General features: G+C 63.8%; 21 protein-coding genes and 1 pseudogene. 12 read left to right on the forward strand and 10 right to left on the reverse strand.

What is annotated here, in order from left to right; all coding sequences use genetic code 11:
* Positions 1–141 precede the first annotated feature (141 nt).
* On the reverse strand, positions 142–1,362 hold the full coding sequence (locus ACIQ17_RS07300) for an ABC transporter substrate-binding protein (RefSeq protein WP_398466936.1): 1,221 nt from the start codon (positions 1,360–1,362) through the stop codon (positions 142–144).
* Positions 1,363–1,688: 326 nt separating this feature from the next.
* Between ACIQ17_RS07300 and ACIQ17_RS07305 the strand changes: the two genes are divergently transcribed.
* A complete protein-coding gene (locus ACIQ17_RS07305; protein ID WP_398466938.1) occupies positions 1,689–3,056 on the forward strand; it encodes an outer membrane protein in 1,368 nt (455 codons plus the stop codon).
* A 169-nt stretch (positions 3,057–3,225) separates the two neighbouring features.
* Entirely contained in the window at positions 3,226–4,620 is a 1,395-nt protein-coding gene (locus tag ACIQ17_RS07310) for an outer membrane protein (protein WP_398466940.1), read from the forward strand.
* Positions 4,621–4,678: 58 nt separating this feature from the next.
* Here ACIQ17_RS07310 and ACIQ17_RS07315 read toward each other — a convergent pair whose 3' ends face one another.
* Positions 4,679–5,587 carry a methyltransferase domain-containing protein gene (locus ACIQ17_RS07315; protein ID WP_398466942.1) on the reverse strand — a complete coding sequence of 303 codons (909 nt, stop codon included), beginning with the start codon at positions 5,585–5,587 and terminating at the stop codon, positions 4,679–4,681.
* 88 nt (positions 5,588–5,675) lie between these two features.
* Here ACIQ17_RS07315 and ACIQ17_RS07320 point away from each other — a divergent pair, with 88 nt between their 5' ends.
* The 4 genes and pseudogenes from ACIQ17_RS07320 (at position 5,676) to ACIQ17_RS07335 (ending at position 10,341) form a co-directional block, all read left to right on the forward strand.
* Positions 5,676–6,716 carry a ligase-associated DNA damage response exonuclease gene (locus ACIQ17_RS07320; RefSeq protein ID WP_398467007.1) on the forward strand — a complete coding sequence of 347 codons (1,041 nt, stop codon included), beginning with the start codon at positions 5,676–5,678 and terminating at the stop codon, positions 6,714–6,716.
* Entirely contained in the window at positions 6,713–8,365 is a 1,653-nt protein-coding gene (locus ACIQ17_RS07325; protein WP_398466944.1) for a cisplatin damage response ATP-dependent DNA ligase, read from the forward strand. The genes ACIQ17_RS07320 and ACIQ17_RS07325 overlap by 4 nt, the downstream gene beginning before the upstream one ends.
* 205 nt (positions 8,366–8,570) lie before the next feature.
* A complete protein-coding gene (locus tag ACIQ17_RS07330; protein WP_398466946.1) occupies positions 8,571–8,885 on the forward strand; it encodes a DUF6460 domain-containing protein in 315 nt (104 codons plus the stop codon).
* Between the two features lie 125 nt (positions 8,886–9,010).
* Positions 9,011–10,341: pseudogene (locus ACIQ17_RS07335) on the forward strand (MATE family efflux transporter).
* 127 nt (positions 10,342–10,468) lie between these two features.
* Here the strand turns inward: ACIQ17_RS07335 and ACIQ17_RS07340 are convergent.
* Positions 10,469–11,563: a quinone-dependent dihydroorotate dehydrogenase gene (locus ACIQ17_RS07340; protein ID WP_398466948.1), complete on the reverse strand. Its 1,095-nt coding sequence runs from the start codon at positions 11,561–11,563 to the stop codon at positions 10,469–10,471.
* On the reverse strand, positions 11,564–11,905 hold the full coding sequence (locus ACIQ17_RS07345; protein ID WP_398466950.1) for a DUF952 domain-containing protein: 342 nt from the start codon (positions 11,903–11,905) through the stop codon (positions 11,564–11,566).
* 261 nt (positions 11,906–12,166) lie between these two features.
* Here ACIQ17_RS07345 and ACIQ17_RS07350 point away from each other — a divergent pair, with 261 nt between their 5' ends.
* Positions 12,167–12,796: a S24 family peptidase gene (locus ACIQ17_RS07350; RefSeq protein ID WP_398466952.1), complete on the forward strand. Its 630-nt coding sequence runs from the start codon at positions 12,167–12,169 to the stop codon at positions 12,794–12,796.
* A 56-nt stretch (positions 12,797–12,852) separates the two neighbouring features.
* Here ACIQ17_RS07350 and ACIQ17_RS07355 read toward each other — a convergent pair whose 3' ends face one another.
* Both ACIQ17_RS07355 and ACIQ17_RS07360 read right to left on the reverse strand, forming a co-directional pair.
* A complete protein-coding gene (locus ACIQ17_RS07355; protein ID WP_398466954.1) occupies positions 12,853–14,493 on the reverse strand; it encodes a lysine--tRNA ligase in 1,641 nt (546 codons plus the stop codon).
* 71 nt (positions 14,494–14,564) lie between these two features.
* Positions 14,565–15,518 (reverse strand): transporter substrate-binding domain-containing protein, encoded by a 954-nt coding sequence (locus ACIQ17_RS07360; RefSeq protein ID WP_398466956.1) that lies wholly within the window; start codon positions 15,516–15,518, stop codon positions 14,565–14,567.
* 89 nt (positions 15,519–15,607) lie between these two features.
* On the opposite strand from ACIQ17_RS07360, the gene ACIQ17_RS07365 reads away from it, so the two are divergent.
* The gene (locus ACIQ17_RS07365) at positions 15,608–17,560 is read left to right on the forward strand and encodes a glycosyltransferase family 2 protein (RefSeq protein WP_398466958.1); all 1,953 of its coding nucleotides are present in this window, start codon (positions 15,608–15,610) and stop codon (positions 17,558–17,560) included.
* Here the strand turns inward: ACIQ17_RS07365 and ACIQ17_RS07370 are convergent.
* Together ACIQ17_RS07370 and ACIQ17_RS07375 are read right to left on the reverse strand one after the other, a co-directional pair.
* On the reverse strand, positions 17,551–18,150 hold the full coding sequence (locus tag ACIQ17_RS07370; protein WP_398466961.1) for an SCO family protein: 600 nt from the start codon (positions 18,148–18,150) through the stop codon (positions 17,551–17,553). The genes ACIQ17_RS07365 and ACIQ17_RS07370 overlap by 10 nt on opposite strands.
* A 17-nt stretch (positions 18,151–18,167) precedes the next feature.
* Positions 18,168–18,350, reverse strand: a complete 183-nt coding sequence (locus ACIQ17_RS07375; protein ID WP_398466963.1) for a hypothetical protein — start codon at positions 18,348–18,350, stop codon at positions 18,168–18,170.
* A gap of 192 nt (positions 18,351–18,542) precedes the next feature.
* On the opposite strand from ACIQ17_RS07375, the gene ACIQ17_RS07380 reads away from it, so the two are divergent.
* Together ACIQ17_RS07380 and ACIQ17_RS07385 are read left to right on the forward strand one after the other, a co-directional pair.
* Complete coding sequence (locus ACIQ17_RS07380) at positions 18,543–18,731, forward strand: hypothetical protein (protein WP_398466965.1); 189 nt, start codon at positions 18,543–18,545, stop codon at positions 18,729–18,731.
* On the forward strand, positions 18,728–19,012 hold the full coding sequence (locus ACIQ17_RS07385) for a type II toxin-antitoxin system RelE/ParE family toxin (protein ID WP_398466967.1): 285 nt from the start codon (positions 18,728–18,730) through the stop codon (positions 19,010–19,012). The genes ACIQ17_RS07380 and ACIQ17_RS07385 overlap by 4 nt, the downstream gene beginning before the upstream one ends.
* A 23-nt stretch (positions 19,013–19,035) precedes the next feature.
* Here ACIQ17_RS07385 and ACIQ17_RS07390 read toward each other — a convergent pair whose 3' ends face one another.
* The gene (locus tag ACIQ17_RS07390; RefSeq protein WP_398466969.1) at positions 19,036–19,491 is read right to left on the reverse strand and encodes a hypothetical protein; all 456 of its coding nucleotides are present in this window, start codon (positions 19,489–19,491) and stop codon (positions 19,036–19,038) included.
* On the opposite strand from ACIQ17_RS07390, the gene ACIQ17_RS07395 reads away from it, so the two are divergent.
* Positions 19,429–19,581, forward strand: coding sequence for a hypothetical protein (locus tag ACIQ17_RS07395; RefSeq protein WP_398467009.1), 153 nt, complete (start codon positions 19,429–19,431; stop codon positions 19,579–19,581). The genes ACIQ17_RS07390 and ACIQ17_RS07395 overlap by 63 nt on opposite strands.
* A gap of 157 nt (positions 19,582–19,738) precedes the next feature.
* A complete protein-coding gene (locus tag ACIQ17_RS07400) occupies positions 19,739–21,397 on the forward strand; it encodes an FAD-binding dehydrogenase (RefSeq protein WP_398466971.1) in 1,659 nt (552 codons plus the stop codon).
* A 124-nt stretch (positions 21,398–21,521) separates the two neighbouring features.
* Here ACIQ17_RS07400 and ACIQ17_RS07405 read toward each other — a convergent pair whose 3' ends face one another.
* Positions 21,522–22,424, reverse strand: a complete 903-nt coding sequence (locus ACIQ17_RS07405; RefSeq protein ID WP_398466973.1) for an AraC family transcriptional regulator — start codon at positions 22,422–22,424, stop codon at positions 21,522–21,524.
* Positions 22,425–22,517: the final 93 nt, after the last annotated feature.

Consider the following 22,517-nt stretch of genomic DNA (forward strand, 5'->3'; position numbering starts at 1 on the left):
AACGGCCGCAATCAACGCGGACGCAAATGTCCCCTTGGTCATGACGTTCTCCCTGGAATTGTTGCTTCGGCTCTTTGTGAGTCCGATTTGGTCGTCCGCTCCCCGGCGTCGCCGCCGGGGAGTAATGCTCGAAACGTCGACTTACTGGCTCACCGGCTTGTCCGAGAGGTCCCAGTCATTGCCATTGAAGGTGCCCACATAGAGCGCCTTGATGGTGGTGTAGTCGGTGGGCGTGAAGCCGTAGGTGATGCCCGGCAAAAACACCGGCGCGCGATAGCCGTCGAGATTGGTGGCGTGCTTCAGCACGTTCTCGCGCGTCAGCTCATCGCCGCAGCGGCGCAGGATTTCCGCCATGGTCACCGCCTGGGAATAGCCCTGGAAGGCGATGGTGTTGTCGGGGTCGATATTGGGCAGATATTTCTTGCGCAGCTCCTGGAAGGCGATGACGTCGGCGTCGTCCTTCCACTTCTCGCTGCCGACTTCCTTGGTATAGCTCATCGCGACGATGCCCTTGGCATTGTCGGCGCCGGCGGCATTGAGGATCGAGCGGCCGCTGGAGGTCGAGACCAGCAGATGCAGCGGCTTCCAGCCGAGCTCGGCCACCTTGCGGATCGATTGCGAGGTCGCCTTGCCGGTGGAGATGTTGAAGAAGGTGTCGGCGCCGGACTTCGACAGGTTGATCAGCTGGCTGTCGATGGTGGGGTCGGTGAGGTCATAGGAGGCTTCCGCCACCACCTTCGCCTTGCCGCCGGCCTCGGCCAGGATCTCCTTGAACGAATTCATGAAATCCTTTCCGAACTCGTCGTTCTGGTAAAGGATAGCGACCTTGGCCTCGGGCCTGGTCTGGGTCAGGTAGCGCGCGATGATGCGGCCTTCCGTCGAATAGATCGGCAGGCCCGGCGTGGTCCACTTGAACTCCTTCGGGTTGTTCCAGCGGGACGCGCCAGTGTTCAGCAGCAGCTGCGGGACCTTCTTGGTGTTGAGATATTTCTGCACGGCCGACTGGGGCGCGGTGCCGAGCGAGCCGAACAGCGCCAGTACCTCGTCCTGCTCGACGAGGCGGCGCGTGGCTTCCACAGCCTTGGGGGCACTATAAGCGTCATCCAGCGACTGGAAGTTGATCTTGCGGCCATTGATGCCGCCCTTTTCGTTCAGCATCTGGAAATAGGCGGCCTGGGTCCGGCCGATCACCCCGTAAAGTGAGCCTGCGCCGCTATGGGGGATCGTTTGTCCGAGCTTGATTTCCCTGTCGCTGGCGCCCGGATCATATTTCTCGTCCGCCCCGAGGGCCGCCGTCGTGACGGCCGAAAGCATCGCGGCACCGGCCGCGAGCGTGAGGACGGAATGGTGGCGTGACGGCATTTCGCAGTTTCTCCCCTGATGCCCGCCTCTTGCGGGCGTTCTTGAGCCGCTGCCGCGTTGTTCGCGGTCTGCTGGCCGGAATGCATCCTGTGCGGGCGCGGGGAGCTTGGCAATCCCTTCACGGTTTCGGCATCTTCACGGCGGCAGGGAGTGGGAAGGGGCGTGCCGTAACGCGCACTATCCGCTAAACGTCACTAAACACTTATTTAACTGCGCTTTTTGCGCCGTCGGCGACTTGCCGCAATATGGTCAGGTGTGGCTGTCCGGATACAGCCAGATGGACCCGACTCCCGTATCTTCCCAGAACAATTCAAATGGGGTCGACCATGAAACGTATTCTTCTCGCCAGCGCCGCGCTGATCGGAACCGCCGTCAGCGCCCAGGCAGCTGATCTTGCCGTGAAGGCCCCTTACTACAAGGCTCCGGTCGTCGCCGTTTACAACTGGTCCGGCTTCTATTTCGGCGTGAACGCCGGCGGCGGTGTCGGTCGCGACCGTATCACGCACAGCTACACCAACAACGATTCGATCTACCGTTCGCCCCAGGGCGCCTTCGGTGGCGCGCAGATCGGTTGGAACTGGCAGACCGATTCGCTGCTCGGACCGATCGTTTACGGTCTCGAAGCCGACTTCCAAGGTGGCGGCCTGACCGGCGGCGGCGCCAATGTCGCCGGACCGGCTGGCCTGAACACCGTGCAGTACAGCAGCAGCATGGATTGGTTCGGCACCGTGCGCGGTCGCGTCGGTCTCGCCACCGGTCCGGTCCTCAGCTACTTCACCGGCGGTTTCGCCTATGCCAACGTCAAGAGCACGATCACCGAAGCCGGCGTCGGCACCTTCACCCAGGATCGTACGGCCACCGGCTGGACCATCGGCAGCGGCGTCGAAGCGGCGCTGGGCGGCAACTGGACCGGCAAGATTGAATATCTCTACCTGAATCTCGGCAACCGCTACGGTGAAGCCATCGGCGCCACCGGCCAGCTGGCCAATACCGAGCTGCGTGACAACCTGTTCCGCGTCGGCCTGAACTACCGCATCGGCGGCAACAGCGTTTACACGCCGGTTGCTGCGGCGAACTGGACCGGCTGGTACATCGGCGGCAATGTCGGCTCCGGCACTGGCCGTGATCGCACCTATCTCGGTCCGGTCGGTGGCGCTGGCGAGCAGTTCAGCCTGAATCCCGATGGGATCAATGGCGGTGGCCAGATCGGCTACAACTGGCAGGCAGCCAACTGGGTCTACGGTCTCGAAGCCGACATTCAGGCTTCCAGCCAGCGTGACCAGAAGACCGTCGTTGGCGTCGGTACAGTCGCCTACGATCACAAGCTGCCCTGGTTCGGCACCGTTCGCGGTCGCCTCGGCTACTCGGTCGGCTCGACCCTGTTCTATGCCACGGGCGGTTACGCCTATGGCGGCGTGAAGACCGCGCTGACCGACCTGACCACCGGCGGATCGGTGAGCTTCTCGAACACCCAGAGCGGCTGGACCGCTGGCGCGGGCATCGAAACCCCGTTCAAGCTGCTTGGCCTGTTCGGACCGAACTGGACCTCGAAGACCGAATATCTCTACGTCGATCTCGGTCGCAAGACCGACGTCCTCCCGAGCGGCAACATCACCAGCACGGGTGTCACCGAGCACATCTTCCGTACCGGCCTGAACTATCACTTCAACACACCGGTCGTTGCGAAGTACTGATCACGATAACAAAAGCGTCAAACGGCAAAACCCCGGTCGAAAGGCCGGGGTTTTTGTTTGATCGCCCGTCTCAGCGTCATGGTGTCGCGGCAAATGTACCTGCCGCGCTACAGCATTTTTGCAGTCTCCGGCTATAACCGTCCGCATTGATCCGATTGCGGGGGCCATCTTGAAGTATCTTGTTACGACTGCTGCACTGCTCGGTACGACCCTCGCAACACAGGCCGCAGACATGGCGGCGAAAGCTCCCTATCTCAAGGCCCCTGTCGCTTCGGTCTATGATTGGACCGGCTTCTATATCGGCGCCAATGCCGGCATCGGGCTCGGCCGCAACAAGACCGAACTGGTCAGCTTCGGCGGCGCGACACCTTCCTTCAACACCACGCATCTCGCGCCGCATGGCGCCATCGGTGGTGGCCAGGTCGGCTACAACTGGCAGACCGGCTCGGTGTTCGGACCGCTGGTGTTGGGCATAGAGGCCGACATCCAGGGCGCGGCCATGCGGGATGATTTCACCAACCTGCGCATCGGCGAGACGACCGCCTATGACCAGCGGCTTGACTGGTTCGGGACCGTGCGAGGCCGCATCGGCCGCGCGGACGGGCCGGTCTTCAGCTATGCCACCGCGGGCTACGCCTATGGCAGCGTGCGCACCACGCTGAACCAGACGTCCATCGGCGTTACCGATTTCGGCAACCGCTTTCACCATGGCTGGACCTATGGCGGTGGCGTCGAGGCCGCGCTCGGCGGCAACTGGAGCGCCAAGGTCGAGGCGCTTTACGTCAATCTCGGCCACAAGAGCGACGTGTTCGAAGCCGGTGCCCAGACGCTCAATACCGACATCCGACAACGCATCTATCGCGTCGGCCTGAACTACCGCATCGGCGGCAATGGCGTTTACACGCCGGCACCTGCAGCGAACTGGGCCGGGCTCTATCTCGGCGGCAATGCGGGCGGCGCCTCGTCGCGCAATCGCAGCTCCTTCGTCGGCTCGGGCGCCAGCGAGTTCTTCAACCTCTCCCCGGATGGTTTCATCGGCGGCGGCCAGATCGGCTACAACTGGCAGGCGGCCAACTGGGTGGCCGGCATCGAGGCCGACATCCAGGGCTCCCTTCAGCGTGATGACGATGCCTGTATCGCCCGCTGCCTCGTCGCCCAGAACGCATCATTCGATGCCAAGCTGCCCTGGCTCGGCACGGTGCGTGGTCGCCTCGGTTATTCGCTCGGCTCCACCTTGCTCTATGGCACCGCCGGTTACGCCTATGGTGGCGTGAAGACGCGCGTTACCGCCGTTGGCAACGGCCCCGGCATCGACACCACGCTCTCCGGCAGCCGCAGTGGCTGGACAGTCGGCGGCGGCATTGAGCGGCCGTTCAAGTTCTTCGGAATGTTCGGGCCGAACTGGACCAGCAAGAGCGAATATCTTTATGTCGATCTCGGCTCGGCCTCGGACACGCTTGTCGCAGGCAACAACGCCTTTGCCGTGACCAGCAACGTCAAGCAGCACATCTTCCGCACCGGCGTGAACTATCACTTCAACAGCCCGGTCGTTGCGAAATACTGATCGCTTTAACAGCGTCAGACAGCAAAGCCCTGGCCGAAAGGTCGGGGCTTTTGTCTGATCAGGCCTTTGACGCCACCATCACAAGGCTCGGCACCGGAACGTCGCGTTCGCTGCGGATCGAGGCATTGTCGATGCGATCGATGCTGAAGCCTGCCTGTTCGAGCAGCTCGCGCAGATGCGCCTCGCTTTGCGCGAAACGAAGGCCGGCGCCGAGCACCACACCTTCGCCTTCATGAGTCTCAGCCGTGAAGGCGAACAATCCGCCGGGCTTCAGCACGCGGGCAGCTTCGACGAACAGCGGCGCGAGGTCGTGGATATAGATCATCATATCGGCAGCGAGGATGAGATCGGCGATTGCATCGGGGTGATCGCGCAGCCCGTCGACGGCATCCGCGGTCGCCAGTGCTTTGTAGAGTCCCGTCGCCCGCGCGCGCTTGATCATCTCGGCGGAGAGATCGATGCCGATGAATTCTTCAACACTGTCCTTGAACGCCTGTGCGGCAAGGCCGGTGCCACAGCCGAGATCGATAGCGCGGTGAAAACGCACGGGCTTCGCAGCCACTGCGCATACCGCTGACACGGCATCGAACAGCATTGCCGGGCCGCGATAGCCGAGGTCGCCGACCAGGGATTTTTCGAACTTTGCGGCGTATTGATTGTACAGCGTGGTGACATATTGCGGCGACATCGCCGCAAGTTTGCCGCTGGTCAGCCGCAACAGCCGCAAGTCTGCCCCAAGAAAATCGGCGCCATTTGCCGCCTTTGCGCGCGAAAATGCGTCGATTGCACCGGTTCTGTCGCCTTGCCGTTCGCGGACATCGCCGAGCGCGAACCAGGCCGAGGCGAAATCCGGCGCCAGTTCGATCGCCTGCATGAACAGGTCGGCGGCGCCGGCGAGGTCGCCGCGAAGCTCCAGATCACGTCCATAATCGAAACGACGGTCGGCGATCATTTCGCCGGATGACATGAACACATGCGCCATAAGGGAACCGGGCAGGGCGAGGGGCGTTCGCCAGAGGACTCCAATCGGCCCCGAGCGGGCCTATATCATGAACATGCGCCCGCAAGACATCCTGATCCCCGAGCCCGCCGGTCTTCTCTGCAAACCCGGTGGATTCCACATCGATCCGGTCAGGCCCGTCGATCGCGCGGTCATCACCCACGGCCATTCCGACCATGCCCGCCCCGGCCACGGCGCCGTGCTGGCGACGCGGGAAACGCTGGACATGATGCGGCTCCGCTATGGGGAGAATTTCGCGGGCAGCACGCAGGAGATTTCTTATGGTGAAACCCTGAAGCTCGGCGACGTCACCATCTCCTGCCATCCGGCCGGGCATGTGCTCGGCTCCGCGCAGATCGCTGTGACCTGCAAGGGCACCTGCATCGTGGCGTCCGGCGATTACAAGGACGCGCATGATCCCACCTGCACGCCGTTCGAAGTGGTGCCGTGCGATGTGTTCATCACCGAAGCGACGTTCGGCCTGCCGGTGTTTCGCCACGGCGATGCGGGTGATGAGGTGCGCAAGTTGCTCGCATCCGTCGCGCTGTTTCCGGAACGGGCGCATCTGGTCGGGGCCTACTCGCTCGGCAAGGCGCAGCGGGTGATCAAGCTCATTCGTGAAGCCGGCTATGACGCGCCGATCTATCTGCATGGCGCGATGGAGAAGATCACTTACTACTATCAGCAGCGCGGCATCGATCTCGGCGAGCTGCGTCCGGCGAAGGGCGTGAAGAAGGCCGATCTCGCCGGCACCATCACGCTGGCGCCGCCGTCGGCGACATCGGATCTCTGGACGCGGCGCTTTCCCGATCCGGTCACCGCCTTTGCCTCCGGCTGGATGCGCGTGCGGGCGCGGGCACGGCAGCGCGGCATCGAACTGCCCTTGATCGTTTCCGATCATGCGGATTGGGACGGGCTGTGCGCCACGATTGGCGCGACGGGCGCCGGCGAGATCTGGGTCACGCATGGGCAGGAGGATGCGCTGGTGCATTGGTGCCAGAGCAAGGGCCTGATCGCGCGACCGCTGGCGCTGGTGGGCTATGGCGACGAAGAGGAAGAAGAAACGCTTCCGGCTGGCGAGGGTGCGGACGCATGAACCGCTTCGCCGAATTGCTCGATCGTCTCGCCTACGAGCCCGGCCGCAACAACAAGCTGCGGCTCCTGGTCGGCTATTTTCGCGAGGTGCCGGATCCCGATCGCGGCTATGCGCTGGCGGCGCTGACGGGAGCGCTATCGTTCAAACATGCGAAAGCCGGGCTCATCCGTGATCTCATCGCGTCACGCACCGATCCGGTGTTGTTCGAACTGTCCTATGACTATGTCGGCGATCTCTCGGAGACAGTGGCGCTGATGTGGCCGAAGGGCGAAGAGGTCGCCCACAACAATCCGCCGCCGCCCACGCTCACCGAAGTCGTCACGACATTACGAACGCTCGGCAAATCCGAGCTTCCCGCGCAGCTCATGCGCTGGCTCGATGAACTCGACGAGACCGGCCGCTGGGCGCTGCTCAAGCTCGTGACCGGCGCGCTGCGCATCGGTATTTCCGCGCGGCTCGCCAAGACGGCAGCCGCGATGCTCGGCGACAAGGACCCGCATGATGTCGAGCTGATCTGGCCCGGCCTCGCGCCGCCTTATGGCGAGCTGTTTGCCTGGCTCGAAGGGCGCGCCGACAAGCCGGTCAACCTCGATCCCGCGCCGTTCCGGCCGGTGATGCTGGCGCATGCGGTGGAGGATGGCGACCTCGCCAGCCTCAATGCCAGCGATTTCACGGCGGAATGGAAATGGGACGGCATCCGCGTCCAGGCCAATAGCGGCATGGGCGAGGACGGCAAGCTCGTCACGCGGCTCTATTCGCGATCGGGCGAGGACATCACCGCAAGCTTTCCCGATCTTGTGCCGTCGCTGCGTCTGCCCGGCGCGATCGATGGTGAGCTGCTGGTACTGCGTGAGAAGCGGGTGCAGTCGTTCAACGTGCTGCAGCAGCGGCTCAACCGCAAGAGCGTGACGCCGAAGCTGATGAAGGATTTTCCTATCCATCTGCGCGCCTATGATCTGCTGAGCGATGGCGAGAACGACCTGCGCGAATTGCCGTTCGAGGATCGGCGCAAGAAGCTGGAGGCCTTCATCACCGAGCTCGATGATGATCGCATCGATTTGTCCGAGCAGATCACCTTTGCCGATTGGGATGCGCTCACCGCCGCGCGCGCCGATCCCGCTGGCGCTGGTGCCGGCGAGGATGCCGAGGCCGTCGAAGGCGTGATGCTGAAGCGGCGTGACAGCGCCTATGTGCCGGGGCGGCCGAAGGGCCAGTGGTGGAAGTGGAAGCGCGATCCGCACATCATCGACGCCGTGCTGATGTATGCCCAGCGTGGCCACGGCAAGCGCTCGTCCTATTATTCCGATTACACGTTTGGCGTCTGGACCGAGGGCGATGACGGCGACCGGTTGGTGCCGGTCGGCAAGGCCTATTTCGGCTTCACCGATGAAGAGCTGCTGCAGATCGATCGCTTCGTCCGCCGCAACACGACGGAGAAGTTTGGACCGGTGCGTCATGTCACGCATGAGCCGGACAAGGGGCTGGTGCTGGAAGTTGCATTTGAAGGGCTGGCGCGGTCGCCGCGGCACAAGTCGGGCGTCGCGATGCGCTTCCCGCGCATCAATCGCCTGCGCTGGGACAAGCCGCCGCGCGAGGCGGATCGGCTGGAGACGCTGGAGCGGATGTTGAAGGCGGAGGTGGCCGTGTAACTCCGTCCCTCATGGTGGGTATGTAGGATGGGTTGAGCGCAGGCGCAAAGCGCCGGAGCGATACCCATCACCCCATGCGCTTGACGTGATGGGTATCGCTGCGCTCAACCCATCCTACGATCCTGCGCCTTGATCGTGCCGCACGGGTTCCCCATGTCCGGTGAACCCACTATGATGTCAGCGCCATCTCGCGCAGGAGACCATGATGCAGCCCAACGAGACCCGCGACGCTTCGGGACGCAGCTTGCCGGCACAGAATGACGGCCTGTCACGCTTCCTCGGCGGATCGCCGCTCGCGGTGCTCGGTCGCCTGGTGCTGCTGTCGGTGCTGGTCGGCGTGGTGCTCGCGGCCATCGGCTTCGATCCATGGAACATCGTCTACAGCATCCGCCGCCTGTTCCAGTGGATCTATGATTTCGGTTATGACGCCATCAGCGGGCTGTGGCGCTACTTCCTGCTCGGCGCCGTGATCGTGGTGCCGATCTGGTTGATCTCGCGGCTGTTCTCGTCGCGGCGATGAGAACCACTAGCTGTCGTTACCCGCGAAAGCGGGTAACCCAGTAAACGCAAACGCCTGCGTTCTATCACTCCCGTCGCTGTTTACTGGGTTGCCCGGTCGAGCCGGGCAACGACAGAAACCGTACGATGACGACGACCTCATCCTCCCCCACATTCCACCCCGCCACCACCCGCGATGTGTTCTCCATCGCGGGGCCGGCGATGCTGGCCAATCTCACCACGCCGATGCTCGGTATCGTTGCCACCATGGCGATCGGCCGGCTGGGCGATGCGACACTGCTCGGCGGCGTGGCGATGGCGTCGGTGCTGTTCGATTGCACATTCTGGCTGTTCGGCTTCCTGCGCATGAGCACGGTGGCCTTCACGGCGCAGGCGCTGGCGCTGACGACCGGCAGGAACTGCGCGCGCTGTTACCGCGTGGCTTCATCATTTCCGGCGCCATCGGCGCGCTGCTGATCCTGCTGCAGGTGCCGCTCGCTTATGTGCTGCTCACCGCCATGGGTGGTAGCGAGGGGGTCACCGAGGCCGCGCATCGCTATTTCACCGTGCGCATCTGGTCGGCGCCGCTGGTGCTGTCGAATTTCGTCGTGGTCGGCTGGCTGGTCGGCCAGGCGCGCGCCTCGCTGGCGCTGGGTGTGCAGATCGCTATCAACGCCGTCAACATGGCGGCGATGCTGCTGTTCGTGCTGATCCTCGACATGAGCATCATTGGCGCAGCGCTGGCTTCCGTGGTCGCCGAGGGCACCGGTCTCCTGCTCGGCGTCATCATCGCGTGGCGGATCACCGGCGGCAGGCTCACCGCGCCATGGGCGGTGCTGCTGGAGCGCGACAAGCTCAAACATACGATGGCGGTCAATCGCGATATCCTGATCCGCACGGCGGCGCTGATTACTGTGTTCCTGTTCTTCACCGCGCAAGGCGCCCGCTCCGGCGACCTGCTTCTCGCGGCCAATTCCGTGCTGACCAATTTCCTCCTGATCAGCGCGTTCTTCCTCGATGGTCTCGCCACGGCGGCCGAACAGCTTTGCGGCCGCGCCTACGGCGCCCGCAACCGCGTCGGTTTCACCAGCGCGGTGCGGCTGGTGATCGTCTGGGGCTTTGGCTTTGCGATCGCATTGAGCGTGATCTACGCGCTTGGCGGCGGTGTGCTGATCGATGCGATGACCGCGAGTGCGGATGTGCGCGTGCTGGCGCGCGAGTTTCTCTGGCTGGTGGCGCTGGCCCCGGTGCTCGGCGTATTCGCCTTTGCCTATGACGGTGTGTTCATCGGCGCCACCTGGGCGCGTGACATGCGCAATCTGATGGTGCTGTCTCTCGTGTGTTTCTTCGCCGGATGGCTCTTGCTGCGGCCGTGGGGCAATGCCGGGCTATGGGGCGCGCTGCTGGTGCACTACATCGCGCGTGGCGGATTGCAGGCGATGAGGTATCCGGCGTTGTTGAGGAAGACGTTTGGGTAATTCTCCCTGTCATTGCCCGGCTCGACCGGGCGATCCAGTAGACGCCGGCCGTAGTATTAATCACGGCGGCGTTGTTTACTGGGTCACCCGGTCAAGCCGGGTGACGACAAAGCATGAGTGATGGAGATCAAACCGGCCAATCCTCTGCCGTAATCGTCGCCGCATCGGCGCCGACGATCTCCGACAGTGAATCCCGCCCGGTCCGCAGCAGCGTCGAGGTGAGGTCGGCCTTGATTGCATCCACCAGCCCGAGACCCTTATAGACCAGCGACGAATAGACCTGGATCAGGCTCGCGCCGGCGCGGATCTTGGTCAGCGCGGCGCCGCCCGAATCGATGCCGCCGGCGCCGATCAGCGGGAAGGCGCCTTCCACGCGCACGAAGGTCTCCGCGACCATGCGGGTCGAGAGCCGGAACAGCGGGCGGCCGGACAGGCCGCCGGTCTCCTTCGCCGTCGCCTGGTCGCGCAAGGTCGGCGGGCGGCCAATCGTGGTGTTGGCGACGATCATGCCATCGACGCCGCGCGAGCGGGCCACATGGACGACATCGTCGAGATCGGCGAGGCCGAGATCGGGCGCGATCTTCAGGAGCACCGGCGAATCGCCGGCGGTCTTGCGGACGCGGTCGCGCGCTTCGATGACGCGGGCGAGGAGGTCGTCGAGCTCGGACGCCTGCTGCAGGTTGCGCAGGCCGGGCGTGTTCGGCGAGGACACATTGACGGTGAAATAGCTCGCGACCGGGGCGAAGGTCTCGATCAGCTTCACATAGTCCTGGGTGCGATCGGTGGAGTCCTTGTTGGCACCCACATTGACGCCGACGATGCCGCCGCGCTGGGCGCGCGCCGCGAGGCGCTTCAGCACGGGGGCGGCGCCTTCGCTGTTGAAGCCGAAACGGTTGATGACCGCCTCGTCGCGCTCGAGGCGAAACAGACGCGGGCGCGGATTGCCGGGCTGTGGCAGCGGCGTCACCGTGCCGATCTCGGCGAAGCCGAAGCCGAGACGCAGCAACGCGTCCGGCGCTTCGGCATGCTTGTCGAAGCCGGCGGCGATGCCGACAGGGTTCGGGAAATTCAGGCCGAAGGCGCGCACTGCGAGCTTCGGGTCATCCGGGCGGGGCTTGGCGTAAGGCAGCAGCTTCAGCCCGCGGATGGCGAGGCGGTGGGCATCTTCCGCATCCAGCAAGCGCAGCATCGGCAGGGAAAAGGCATCGAAGGCACGGATCACTTACAACAACTCCGGAATAACATGGCTGCCGTCCGCGCGCAGGCGCAGGTCCATGACGGCGGTGACGGTGCCGAGATCGAGCTCGCCATAGAGATGGGGAAACAGGTCGCCGCCGCGGGAGGGCTCCCAGCGCAGTTCGTCGCCGAGTGCGTCCCTGTCCACTACGATCAGGAAGAGGCCGCTCTGGCCGGCATAATGCTTGGCGAGCGTGCCTTCGAGCTGGGCGGCGGTGGAGAAATGGATGAAGCCGTCCCGGAGGTCGTCGGCGCTGCCGCGATAGGTGCCCTGGCGCTCGGCTTCACGCCATTGCGGCGCCGGACAGATTTTATAGATGCTGCGCAATCGCCGGGCTTTCAGGTTGTCGGGCTTTCCCGGTTGATCTTGATGGCGTGCGGACAACCCTCGATAGGTCTTGTCGGACGGGAGTCGGCGGCCGACCGTATCGGCGGCACGAGTGCAACTCAAGGCCGCACATTTTTTTCAGATGCCAGTTGCGTAAATCGCGGAACGGCGGCAATAATTCCTAGTTGCTGCCACGATTCCGCGCGCCAGCCGCCTGCCGGGCCTGCAAGGCCGCGCCAAGGGACGAAGAGGGACGAGATCATGCTGACCCATGCCCAGATCTGGAATGCGCTCGACCTGCTCGCCGAACGCAACGGTTTGACCGCCTCTGCCCTCGCCAAGAAAGCGGGGCTGGATGCGACCACGTTCAATAAATCCAAGCGTATCACCAATGAAGGACGCGAGCGCTGGCCATCCACCGAGTCGGTGTCGAAGGCGCTGCAGGCGACCAATGTGCCGATCGACAGTTTCGTGTCGTTGATCGAGGGCACGCGGAAGATCGTGCAGTCGGTGCCGCTGCTCGGCTTTGCACAAGCAGGGCAGGGCGGCTTCTTCGACGATGCGGGCTTCCCCGTGGGGAGCAAGGGCTGGGACGAAGTCGGCCTGCCCTCGGTGAATGACGAGCACGCCTATGCGCTCACCATCTCGGGTGATTCGATGAAGCCGGCCTATCGCGACGGCGACATCATCGTGGTGTCGCCGAGTGCGCAGATCCGCAAGGGCGACCGTGTGGTGGTGAAAACCAAGGACGGCGAGGTGATGGCCAAGGAGCTGAAGCGGCGCACCACCAAGCTGCTGGAGCTGCAGTCGCTCAATGCCACCCACGCCGATCGTAGTTTTGCGGTGCAGGATATCGAGTGGATTGCCCGGATCGTCTGGGCGAGTCAGTGAGGTCCTAGTCCCGCTCTCCCGCAAGCGGAAGAGCGGGCAGGAAGCGCCTTCGTTTCTTATGCGCTTCGCGCCAGCGCGCCATCGATCATGCTGATCGCGTTCTGCACGCCATAGACGGCCACGAAGGAGCCGAAGCGCGGGCCCTTCTCCTGGCCGAGCAGCACCTGATACAGCATGTTGAACCAGTCCAGCGACACGCCCGGACGGCCGTCCTTGGCGGGCTTCTTGTGATCGAGGAACGGTTCGCGGCGGCCGATTTCATAGACCGTGTTCTGGATATCCTCGGCGCTTGCGTCCTGAGGCAGGCGTGACAGCGCATCGCGGAGATCCTGCAGGGCCACGCGCTCGATCTCGGTGGGCTCGCGGAACGTCTTCGTGGGCGCGACGAAGTCGCGATAGTAGTTGATCGCGTAGCCGACCATCGCATCCAGCTTCGGATGCGTCGCGGCACTCACGCCCGGACGATAGCGGCCGATGAAGCCCCACAGCGTGTCGGCGTTCTCGGCATTGGACGACGACACCAGCGTCAGCAGGAGCTGGAACGTGACCGGCATGTCGATGGTCGGCGGGTTGCCGGCATGCAGATGCCAGACCGGATTGGACAGGCGCTGCTTGGCATCCTGGCGGTTATAGCCGTCGAGGAACTGCTGATACTCGTCGACATTTCGCGGGATCACGTCGAAGAACAGCCGCTTCGCCGCCTTCGGTTCGCGATACATGAACAGCGACAGCGATTCCGGCGAGGCATAGCGCAGCCATTCGTCGATGGTCAGGCCGTTACCCTTGGACTTCGAGATCTTGCCGCCGTTTTCGTCGAGGAAGAGCTCATAGTTGAAGCCTTCCGGCGGCGTGCCACCGAGCGCCGCGCAGATCTTGCCGGACAGCTTGACGCTATCGATCAGGTCCTTGCCGGCCATTTCATAATCGACGCCGAGCGCGGCCCAGCGCAGCGCCCAGTCGGCCTTCCACTGGCACTTCACGGCGCCGCCGGTGACGGGGGTTGTGACCTCTTCACTGGTATCGGGATCGATATAGGTGATGGTTCCGGCCTTCACGTCGCGGCGGATCATCGGCACCTGGAGCACCACGCCGGTGGTCTTGCTGATCGGCAGGAACGGCGAATAGGTGGCGCGGCGATCCGGGCCGAGGGTCGGCAGGATGATGTCCATCACCTTGTCGTAGACTTCGAGCATGCGCAGCAGCGTGGCGTCGAAGCGGCCGGATTTGTAGTAGTCGGTCGAGGACGCGAATTCGTAGTCGAAGCCGAAATGGTCGAGGAAGGCGCGCAGGCGGGCGTTGTTCGCGGCGCCAAACGAGACCCCCTCTTCGATTGGATCCGGCACGCTGGTCAGCGGCTTGCCGAGATGCTGTGCCAGCATCTCCTTGTTCGGCACATTGTCCGGCACCTTGCGGAAGCCGTCCATGTCGTCGGAGAAGGCGAGCAGGCGGGTCTTGATCTTGTCCTCGGTGAGCACGCGGAAGGCGTGGCGCACCATGGTGGTGCGCGCGACCTCGCCGAAGGTGCCGATATGCGGCAGGCCCGAGGGGCCATAGCCGGTCTCGAACAGCACCTCGTCCTTCGGGGCTTTCTTCAGACGCGCCACCAGCGCCTTCGCCTGCTCGAACGGCCAGGCGTTGGAATTCTCGGCGAGCGCACGCAGGTCGCTCGGGCTCATGGTGGTTTCAGCAGTCGACATAATCAGATGGCCTCCGGGCCGCGGAACCTAGCGGCTCCGCACCGAAATGCCAAACCGCCAAAAGTGAGAAATCAGAACGGGCTGACGGAAAAGTATTTCAGCCACAGATCGGTATAGCGGCCCTTTTCCCAGGTGCGGAACAGGGCCCAGTTCAGCGCCTGGCGCAGCGTGTCATTGCCCTTGCGGACGCCGATGCCGATGCCCTCGCCGAAGAAGCGGCTTTCGATGAAGGGGCCGCCCGAGAAGGCGCAGCAGTCGCCGGAATCGCTGCCATTGACCCAGAAGGCCAGCGAGATGGCGTCGCCAAAGATGACATCGACCTCGCTCTTGCGCACTGCCTGACGCAGCAGGTCCTCGTTGGGGAAGGTCAGCAACGTCGCATCGGTGAACATCGCCTTCAGAAACGCCTCATGGGCGGTGCCGGCGATGACGCCGATCTTCTTGCCCTCGAGATATTCCGGCCTGATCTCCTTCATCACCGTATCCTTGCGCGCCACGAAACGGCCCGGCGCGCGGTAATAGGGATCGGTGAAATCGATGCGGGCGCGGATCGCCGGGGTCACTGCCATGGAGGCGATGATGGCGTCGCCGCGATTGCTGGCGATGGCGTCCAGCAGCGTCTCGAAGCGACGCATCTGGATGGTGCAGGTGACCTTGATCTCCTCGCAGAGCTGGCGCGCGAGATCGACATTGAAGCCGGCCGGATTGCCGTCGGGGCCGGTGTAATTGAAGGGTGGATAATCGGTTTCGGTGAGGAAGCGGATCACCGTGAGGCGCGACAGGTCCGGCCGCTCCGGGCGGCGGCGCGGGTCCCAGAAGCCGGGCACCGCCTGGGCGCCGGGCTGGCTGCCGGTCTGCAGCGACAGGTTCGGTGCCAGCGGCGGCACGGGAGGCTGACCAGGTGCCTGACTCTGGGCGTGCACGGTCCACGACAGCAGTGCACCCAGCACGCAAAGTACACGCAAGGTTGCCTGTTTAGCATTCTGCGGTATTTTGTTGGTGCAAATGGGCATCTGTGGTTGCATATGGGGCGTGTCCGGACGCGGTCTTATAGACCATCCCGCCGGAGACGCGAGGGGGCGTTTCTAACCACATCATTGGGTAGGGGGCGTGCATGGCCCTGTCGGACCATGACGGGGAGCCGGAGCCTTTCGTCAACGCGCATGTCCTGGCGCCAGAGCGCCGGCGACGTTCGCTTGATCCTGAGTCGCGCCGGCCGGAACCCGGCGCCCAGATCGTGCCGGAGCTCGATTGCCTGCGCGGCCATATCGCATCGCTGACACTGCAGGCGGCAACCTATCGGAGCCGCCGGCTTGGGATCGGTGCGGACCGGGTGCTGATCGAATGGGGGGCCATCGACGAGGCAACCTATCTCCGGCGACTGGCGGCACATCTTGGCATCGATTTCACGGTGCTGAATGAAAGCGAGCGTGGTCGCTGTCTGTTGTCGCCGGCTCAATATGCGCAGGCTGCGACGACGGGCATTTTCCCGATCCAGCGCAAGCATGGGGTGCGCTTCGTCGTCGCCTCACGCTATCTGTCGGCCCGCATGCTGAACGAGCTTGCCGTCGCGCGGCCCGAACTGATCGCGGGCTTTGAACTCGCCACCACCCATGATTTCAACCGTTTCCTGACCGAACGGGCAGGCAGCATCCTGGCACGACGCGCCGCCAACGGGCTCGCCCGCCGCTGGCCGGAACTGTCGGCGGCCTCGCATTCGCAGGCAGGGTGGCAACGGCTCTCGCGCGCGTCGATCATCGCCGGCCTTGCCGGAGCGATCGCCACTGCATCGCTGCTGGATGAAGCAATCTCGACCGCTATCCTGGCGACCGCGTTCCTTGCATTTGCAGGCTTTCGCCTGTTCGGAAGTCTCGTGCCGCGCATGCCTGCACCGAAGCGACGATATCTGCCGGATGTGCAGCTGCCGATCTATACGGTGATGATCGCGCTGTATCGCGAGGCCATGTCCGTGGCGCCGCTGCTGCAGGCGATCGACGATCTCGATTATCCGCGCGAAAAGCTCGATGTCATCCTGATCACCGAGCTCAATGACGACAGCACCCGGCAGGCGATTGCGCGGCTGCAGCCGATGCCGCATGTGCACGTGCTCACCGTGCCGGCCATCGGCCCGCAGACCAAGCCGAAGGCGCTGAACTTTGCGCTGCCGTTCGCGCGCGGGAGTTATGTTGCGGTGTTCGATGCGGAAGATCGGCCCGAGCCCGCGCAACTGCGCGCGGCACTCGATGCGTTTGATCATCATGGGCCCGATGTCGCCTGTGTGCAGGCCAGCCTGTGCATCGACAACGCGTCGGAAAGCCTGCTGTCGCGGATGTTCGCGGCCGAATATGCCGGGCAGTTCGATGTTTTGCTGCCCGGCCTGGCGGCGCTGGATCTGCCGCTGCCGCTCGGCGGATCATCGAACCATTTTCGTACCGATGTGCTGCGCGAGGTCGGCGGCTGGGATGCCTGGAACGTTACCGAGGATGCGGATCTCGGCATCCGCCTGGCGCGGTTCGGTCATCGCTGCGTGACATTCGCGTCCACGACCTATGAGGAAGCGCCGGTGCATATCAGCGCCTGGCTGCGGCAACGGTCGCGCTGGATGAAGGGCTGGATGCAGACGGCCGGCGTGCATCTGCGCAGGCCGTTTCGCTTGTGGCGCGAGGTCGGCACGGCGAAATCCGTCGGGGTGGCGCTGATTGCCGGCGGCAATGTGCTGACGGCGCTGGCCTATCCGCTCCTGCTGGTCGAGATCGCACTGTTTGCCGCCTATGCGGGCGTAACGGGCAGTCCGTCAGGCTTTCTGGTCGATCGGTTGATGCCGCTGCATCTGGCGGCGATCTCGGCAGGCTACATCGCCACCATCGTCATCGGGCTGATGGGGCTCTGGCGGCGCAGGCAGATGTGCCATGCATGGATACTGCTGCTGGCGCCGCTCTATTGGGGATTGCTGTCGATCGCTGCGTGGCGCGCGTTATGGCAATTGATGCGCGAGCCGCATCGCTGGGAGAAGACCGAGCATGCCATGTCGCGGCGGAGCAAGGCGATGCGCGGCGCTCAGAGATAGCGCTTCAGATCCTTCGCCGCGTCCTCCGGCGTCCGCTTCAGGTTGAACGGCGCGACGAAATTGCCGTCCTTGTCCATCAGATAGATCAGGGCGGTGTGATCCATCGTGTAGTCGCCGTCCTTGGTCGGGACCTTCTTGGCATAGACACGATAGCCGGTGATCACTTTTGCGACTTCCTCCGGCGTGCCGGTCAGTCCCTTCAGATGCGGATCGAAGGAGGACAGATAGTCCTTCATGATCGGTGCCGTGTCGCGCTCGGGATCGACCGAGACGAAATAGGTGTTCAGCTTGCCGGCATCCGGGCCCAGCGTGCGCAGCACTTCGGACATCTCGAACAGCGCGGTCGGGCAGATATCCGGGCAGTGGGTGAAGCCGAAGAAGATCAGCGACGGCTTGCCCTTCAGGCTCTGTTCGGTGACCTTCTGGCCGGATTGATCGGTGAGTTGGAACGGGCCGCCGATGGCCGCCGGCGCCGCAACACCTTTGAAGCCGCTGAAACCGCCGGAAAGCCACAGCACCAGCAGCAGCCCTGCGGCGAGGCTGCCGGCAAAGGCCGCGATGATGACCAGCGGGCGGGTGGAGCTACTCATGGGATTGTTCCTGAAACTCACATGCAGGCGGCGATGCCCGTCTTCACCATCTCGAAGAAGACGGTCGTGCCGTACCAGGCCCACAGGGCGATGGCACCGACAATGAGCAAGCCTGCAAAACCTGCCGCCGCACCGACGATCAGCGTCGCCGCCCGCGAGGGCTGGGCTGCCACATTGTCAGGGGCGGATGCCGGCTGCATTGACGAACCTCAACTGGCAGTCATCCGCACGGGATGGCCGCATTCAGGTTCCAGATAGGCCGAGTTGCCGGGCTGAGCAAGCGTCGGCAGGGTCGCAGCGATCAAGTGATGGAGAGCGGACGTGCTTTCAAACGTCCCGAAAACTGCTAGTCTGTTGCAATGACGGCTTTGCTTGACCAAGCGATTGCATCGGTGCGTGATCTTCCTGACGATGCGCAGGATGCGGTCGCGCGAATGGTTCTGGACCTGGTGGCGGAAGGTCCGGTCGAACTGACAGCCGAAGAAGCCGCATCTTTCGAGGAGTCGCTGGCTCAGGCCGAGCGGGGTGAATTTGCCTCGGACGAAGCGGTGCGCGCGATCTGGGCCAAGCACGGTCTATGAGACTTCGCTATACAACTCGCGCAACGGCGGAGTTGGATGAAGTCCTGGCATTTATTGATCATGAATCTCCAAAGGGCGCGCGTCGCGTCAAGGCGCGCATGTTGGAGGTGATCGATCGTCTGGTTCTGTATCCTGAAAGCGGGCGGCTGACGACCAAGAGCCGCCTGCGGCGAGCCGTGGTCTACCCCTATCCATATCTCATCTATTACAAGGCGTCGGCGACAGAGGTCGTCATTCACGGTATCCGCCACAGCGCGCGCCGCCCTCGTTCATCGCGCTAGCGAACAGGGCCCTACTTCGACAATTACCGTGCCGAGGCGCGGGCGTCCATGTAGCAGGGCTTGTACATGCTCGCGAGCTGCGGGCCGCGGAGGAACACCATCTGCGGCTTGAGACCGCCGCGCTTGGCGATCCAGCGGCGGATATTCGATGGATACATCGAATACAGCATCTTTGTCGCTTCGCGATTGGTGATGGCGCGGCCGTTATTGCCCATGTCCCAGGCGGCATGGAAACCGAGCGTGGCATTTGGCGTCACGCAGATGCGGTCGTGCGGGACGGCACCGAGCACGATGGTGCAGGCCGAAGCGCACAGGCCATCGATGACGACGGTTTCGCCGGACGAGCGCAGGCCCTGATATTTGTCGACATAGGTTCCGATGCGGCCACCGCGATCGTCAGCGATGCGGACCACGGCATGGCTCGCGCCGACGCCTGCAACCAACAGAATCGCCGCCAACAAACCCGTCACGAACTTCATGCTCTGCCCCAAAAACCGATGATGCCGAATCTGTTCATCCTGGTGATGCAGGACCATGTCAGCGTGTTGGCGAAACGTGTTTTTGTCTAGCCGGACCTTGCGACGGCGCGACGATTCGAAACGAGTGTTGCGCGCGGGATGCAGTGTGTGAAACCGCGGAACAACGGAATGCAAATTCCGTATTTCCTTGACCAAAGTTCCCGCAACTCATTCAATCTCCCTTAACGAAATGATGGGGAGCGAAACGATGACCAATGATGTCGCTGATGTCATCGTGGTGGGTGGCGGTCTTGCCGGGCTGGTGGCTGCGACAGAGGTGGCCGATGCCGGCAAGCGCGTGATCGTGGTCGATCAGGAGGGCGAGCAGAATCTCGGCGGCCAGGCGTTCTGGTCGTTCGGCGGACTGTTCTTCATCGACTCCCCGGAACAGCGCCGACTCGGCATCAAGGACAGTTTTGACCTCGCGCATCAGGACTGGATGGGCTCCGCGGGTTTCGACCGCGAGGAAGATCACTGGCCGCGCCGCTGGGCCGAAGCCTATCTCGCTTTTGCCGCCGGCGAGAAGCGCGACTGGCTGCGTGCGATGGGGCATCGCGTGTTTCCCATCGTCGGCTGGGCCGAGCGCGGTGGCTATGACGCGATGGGTCACGGCAATTCGGTGCCGCGTTTTCACGTCACCTGGGGCACGGGGCCGGGCATCGTCGAGCCATTCGAACGCCGTGCGCGCGAGGCCGTGGCCAGAGGGCTTTTGACGTTCAGGTTCCGTCATCGTGTCGATGCGCTCAGCATGACCAATGGAACGGTCGATGGCGTCAGCGGCGCGGTGCTCGAGCCGGCGAACACCGAGCGCGGCGAAAGTTCAACGCGCCATGTGGTCGGCGAATTTTCGCTGCGCGCGCAGTCGGTCATCGTCGCGTCGGGCGGCATCGGCGGCAATCATGATCTGGTGCGGCAGAACTGGCCGCAACGCCTCGGTACGCCGCCGCAGCGGATGATCTCCGGCGTGCCCGCGCATGTGGATGGTCGCATGATCGGCATCACGGAGGCGGCAGGCGCGCGGCTGATCAATCGCGATCGCATGTGGCACTATGTGGAGGGGATCGAGAACTGGAATCCGATCTGGCCGAGGCACGGCATCCGTATTCTGCCCGGCCCGTCGTCGATGTGGTTCGATGCGACCGGTGAACGTCTGCCGGCGCCGCTGTTTCCGGGCTCCGACACGCTCGGGCAGCTGCAATACATCCAGTCCACGGGCTTCGACTATTCCTGGTTCATCCTGACACAGGCGATCATCAAGAAGGAATTTGCACTGTCGGGCTCGGAGCAGAATCCGGATCTCACCGGCAAGAGCTGGCTGATGACCGCGCGCCGCGCCACGAACAAGGGCGCACCGGCGCCGGTGGAGGCGTTCAAGGATCACGGCGCGGATTTCGTCGTGCGCGACAATCTCGGCGATCTCGTCAAGGCGATGAATGAATTGGCCGGCAATGATCTCCTGAAGTTCGATCGCATCAGGGAGCAGATCGAGGCGCGCGATCGCGCCATCGCCAATCCGTTCGTGAAGGATGCGCAGGTGATGAACCTGCACAACGCGCGCAAATATATCGGCGACAAACTGATCCGCACGGCGAAGCCGCACCGCATTCTCGACCGTGAGAAAGGCCCGCTGATCGCCGTGCGGCTGAACATCCTGACGCGCAAGACCTTGGGCGGTTTCGAGACCGATCTCGATGCCCGCGTGTTCGGCGCAGGCCATCAGATCATCCCCGGCCTCTATGCTGTCGGCGAAGCGGCCGGCTTTGGCGGCGGCGGCATGCACGGCTATCGCTCACTGGAGGGGACGTTCCTCGGCGGCTGCCTGTTCTCGGGAAGGACGGCGGGCAGAGCGGCGGCGAAAGCTGTGTAGCAAAAAGCCGTCCGGGCGTTACGCCGGACGGCCCTTCGATGCGACTGCCGGTCCCCAAGTCGTCCGGTTCCGTCGCACGTCCGAAGGCTGGACCTGCATGGTTAACCGCTGGTTAACGATCGCATCACGGCCAGGCGGCGTAGGACGGCCCGTGGCGTCCCGGGTTCTGTCTTGCGCGGCGCCGATAGGTCCCCGGCGACTCGTTCTGATACTTGCGGAAGAAGCGGTTGAAATAGCCGGGATCATGGAAGCCGAGACCATAGGCGATCTGCTCCACGGGGAGATCGAGCTGGCGCAGTCGGGTGCAGGCCTCGTGGATCAGGCGCTGATGCACCACGGCGCGCGGGCTGATGCCGCGCTCGCGCTTGCAATGGGCGTGCAGCCGGTCGTCGGTGACGCCGAGTGCCGCGGCATAGCGGGCGATCGGCCAGCCATCGCGATAATGCAGCTCGACCATCTGCAGGAAATTGCCCACCAGCCGAGGGCCGTCGCCGCGGCGGGAGACATCGTCCACCGGTTCTTCAGCGATCAGCGCGCGCCACAGATGCAGGCAGAGCAGCAGCAGATGCGCGGATAGCAGCGTGGCGCTGCCGCGGCCCGGCGTCGCCAGCTCAAAGGTGAGCATGGCGCAGGATGCTGACATGGCTGCGAAGCCCTGCGAGGCCTTGGCGTCTTCCAGCAGCACCAGCCGATCCACGGTGCGGCGCAGATGCAGCGCTTCGGCAGAACCTGCGATCGTTTGCGTCAGGAGGTCGTCGGTGACGGTGAGCAGATAGCCCTGGGCGCCGGCTTCGACCTGCAGCATGCCTTCGTAGCCGCAAGGCAGCCAGAGCAGCGACGGCGCGCCGAATTCGATGGTGGAATCGCGCATGGTCGCGGTGCCGCGGCGGCTCTCCATCACCAGGAGATGCGCGTGCCGATGTCGCGTTGGGCGAAGCGACCAGCTGCGCGGCGCGAGCCCCGAGGTGAAGCGCTCGACATGCAGCGCGGAGGATTTTCCGGCGAGATCGATGGCGTCAGCGAACATTGGGCTGGTCTCTTGATGGGACAATCCGTCGCGCGGATTAGATAGCGTCGCACGGCCCCGTGCAATCTTTCCCCGGATGCGTCCAATTCACGC

This window comes from Tardiphaga sp. (genome assembly GCF_044340795.1).
Lineage (GTDB): Bacteria > Pseudomonadota > Alphaproteobacteria > Rhizobiales > Xanthobacteraceae > Tardiphaga.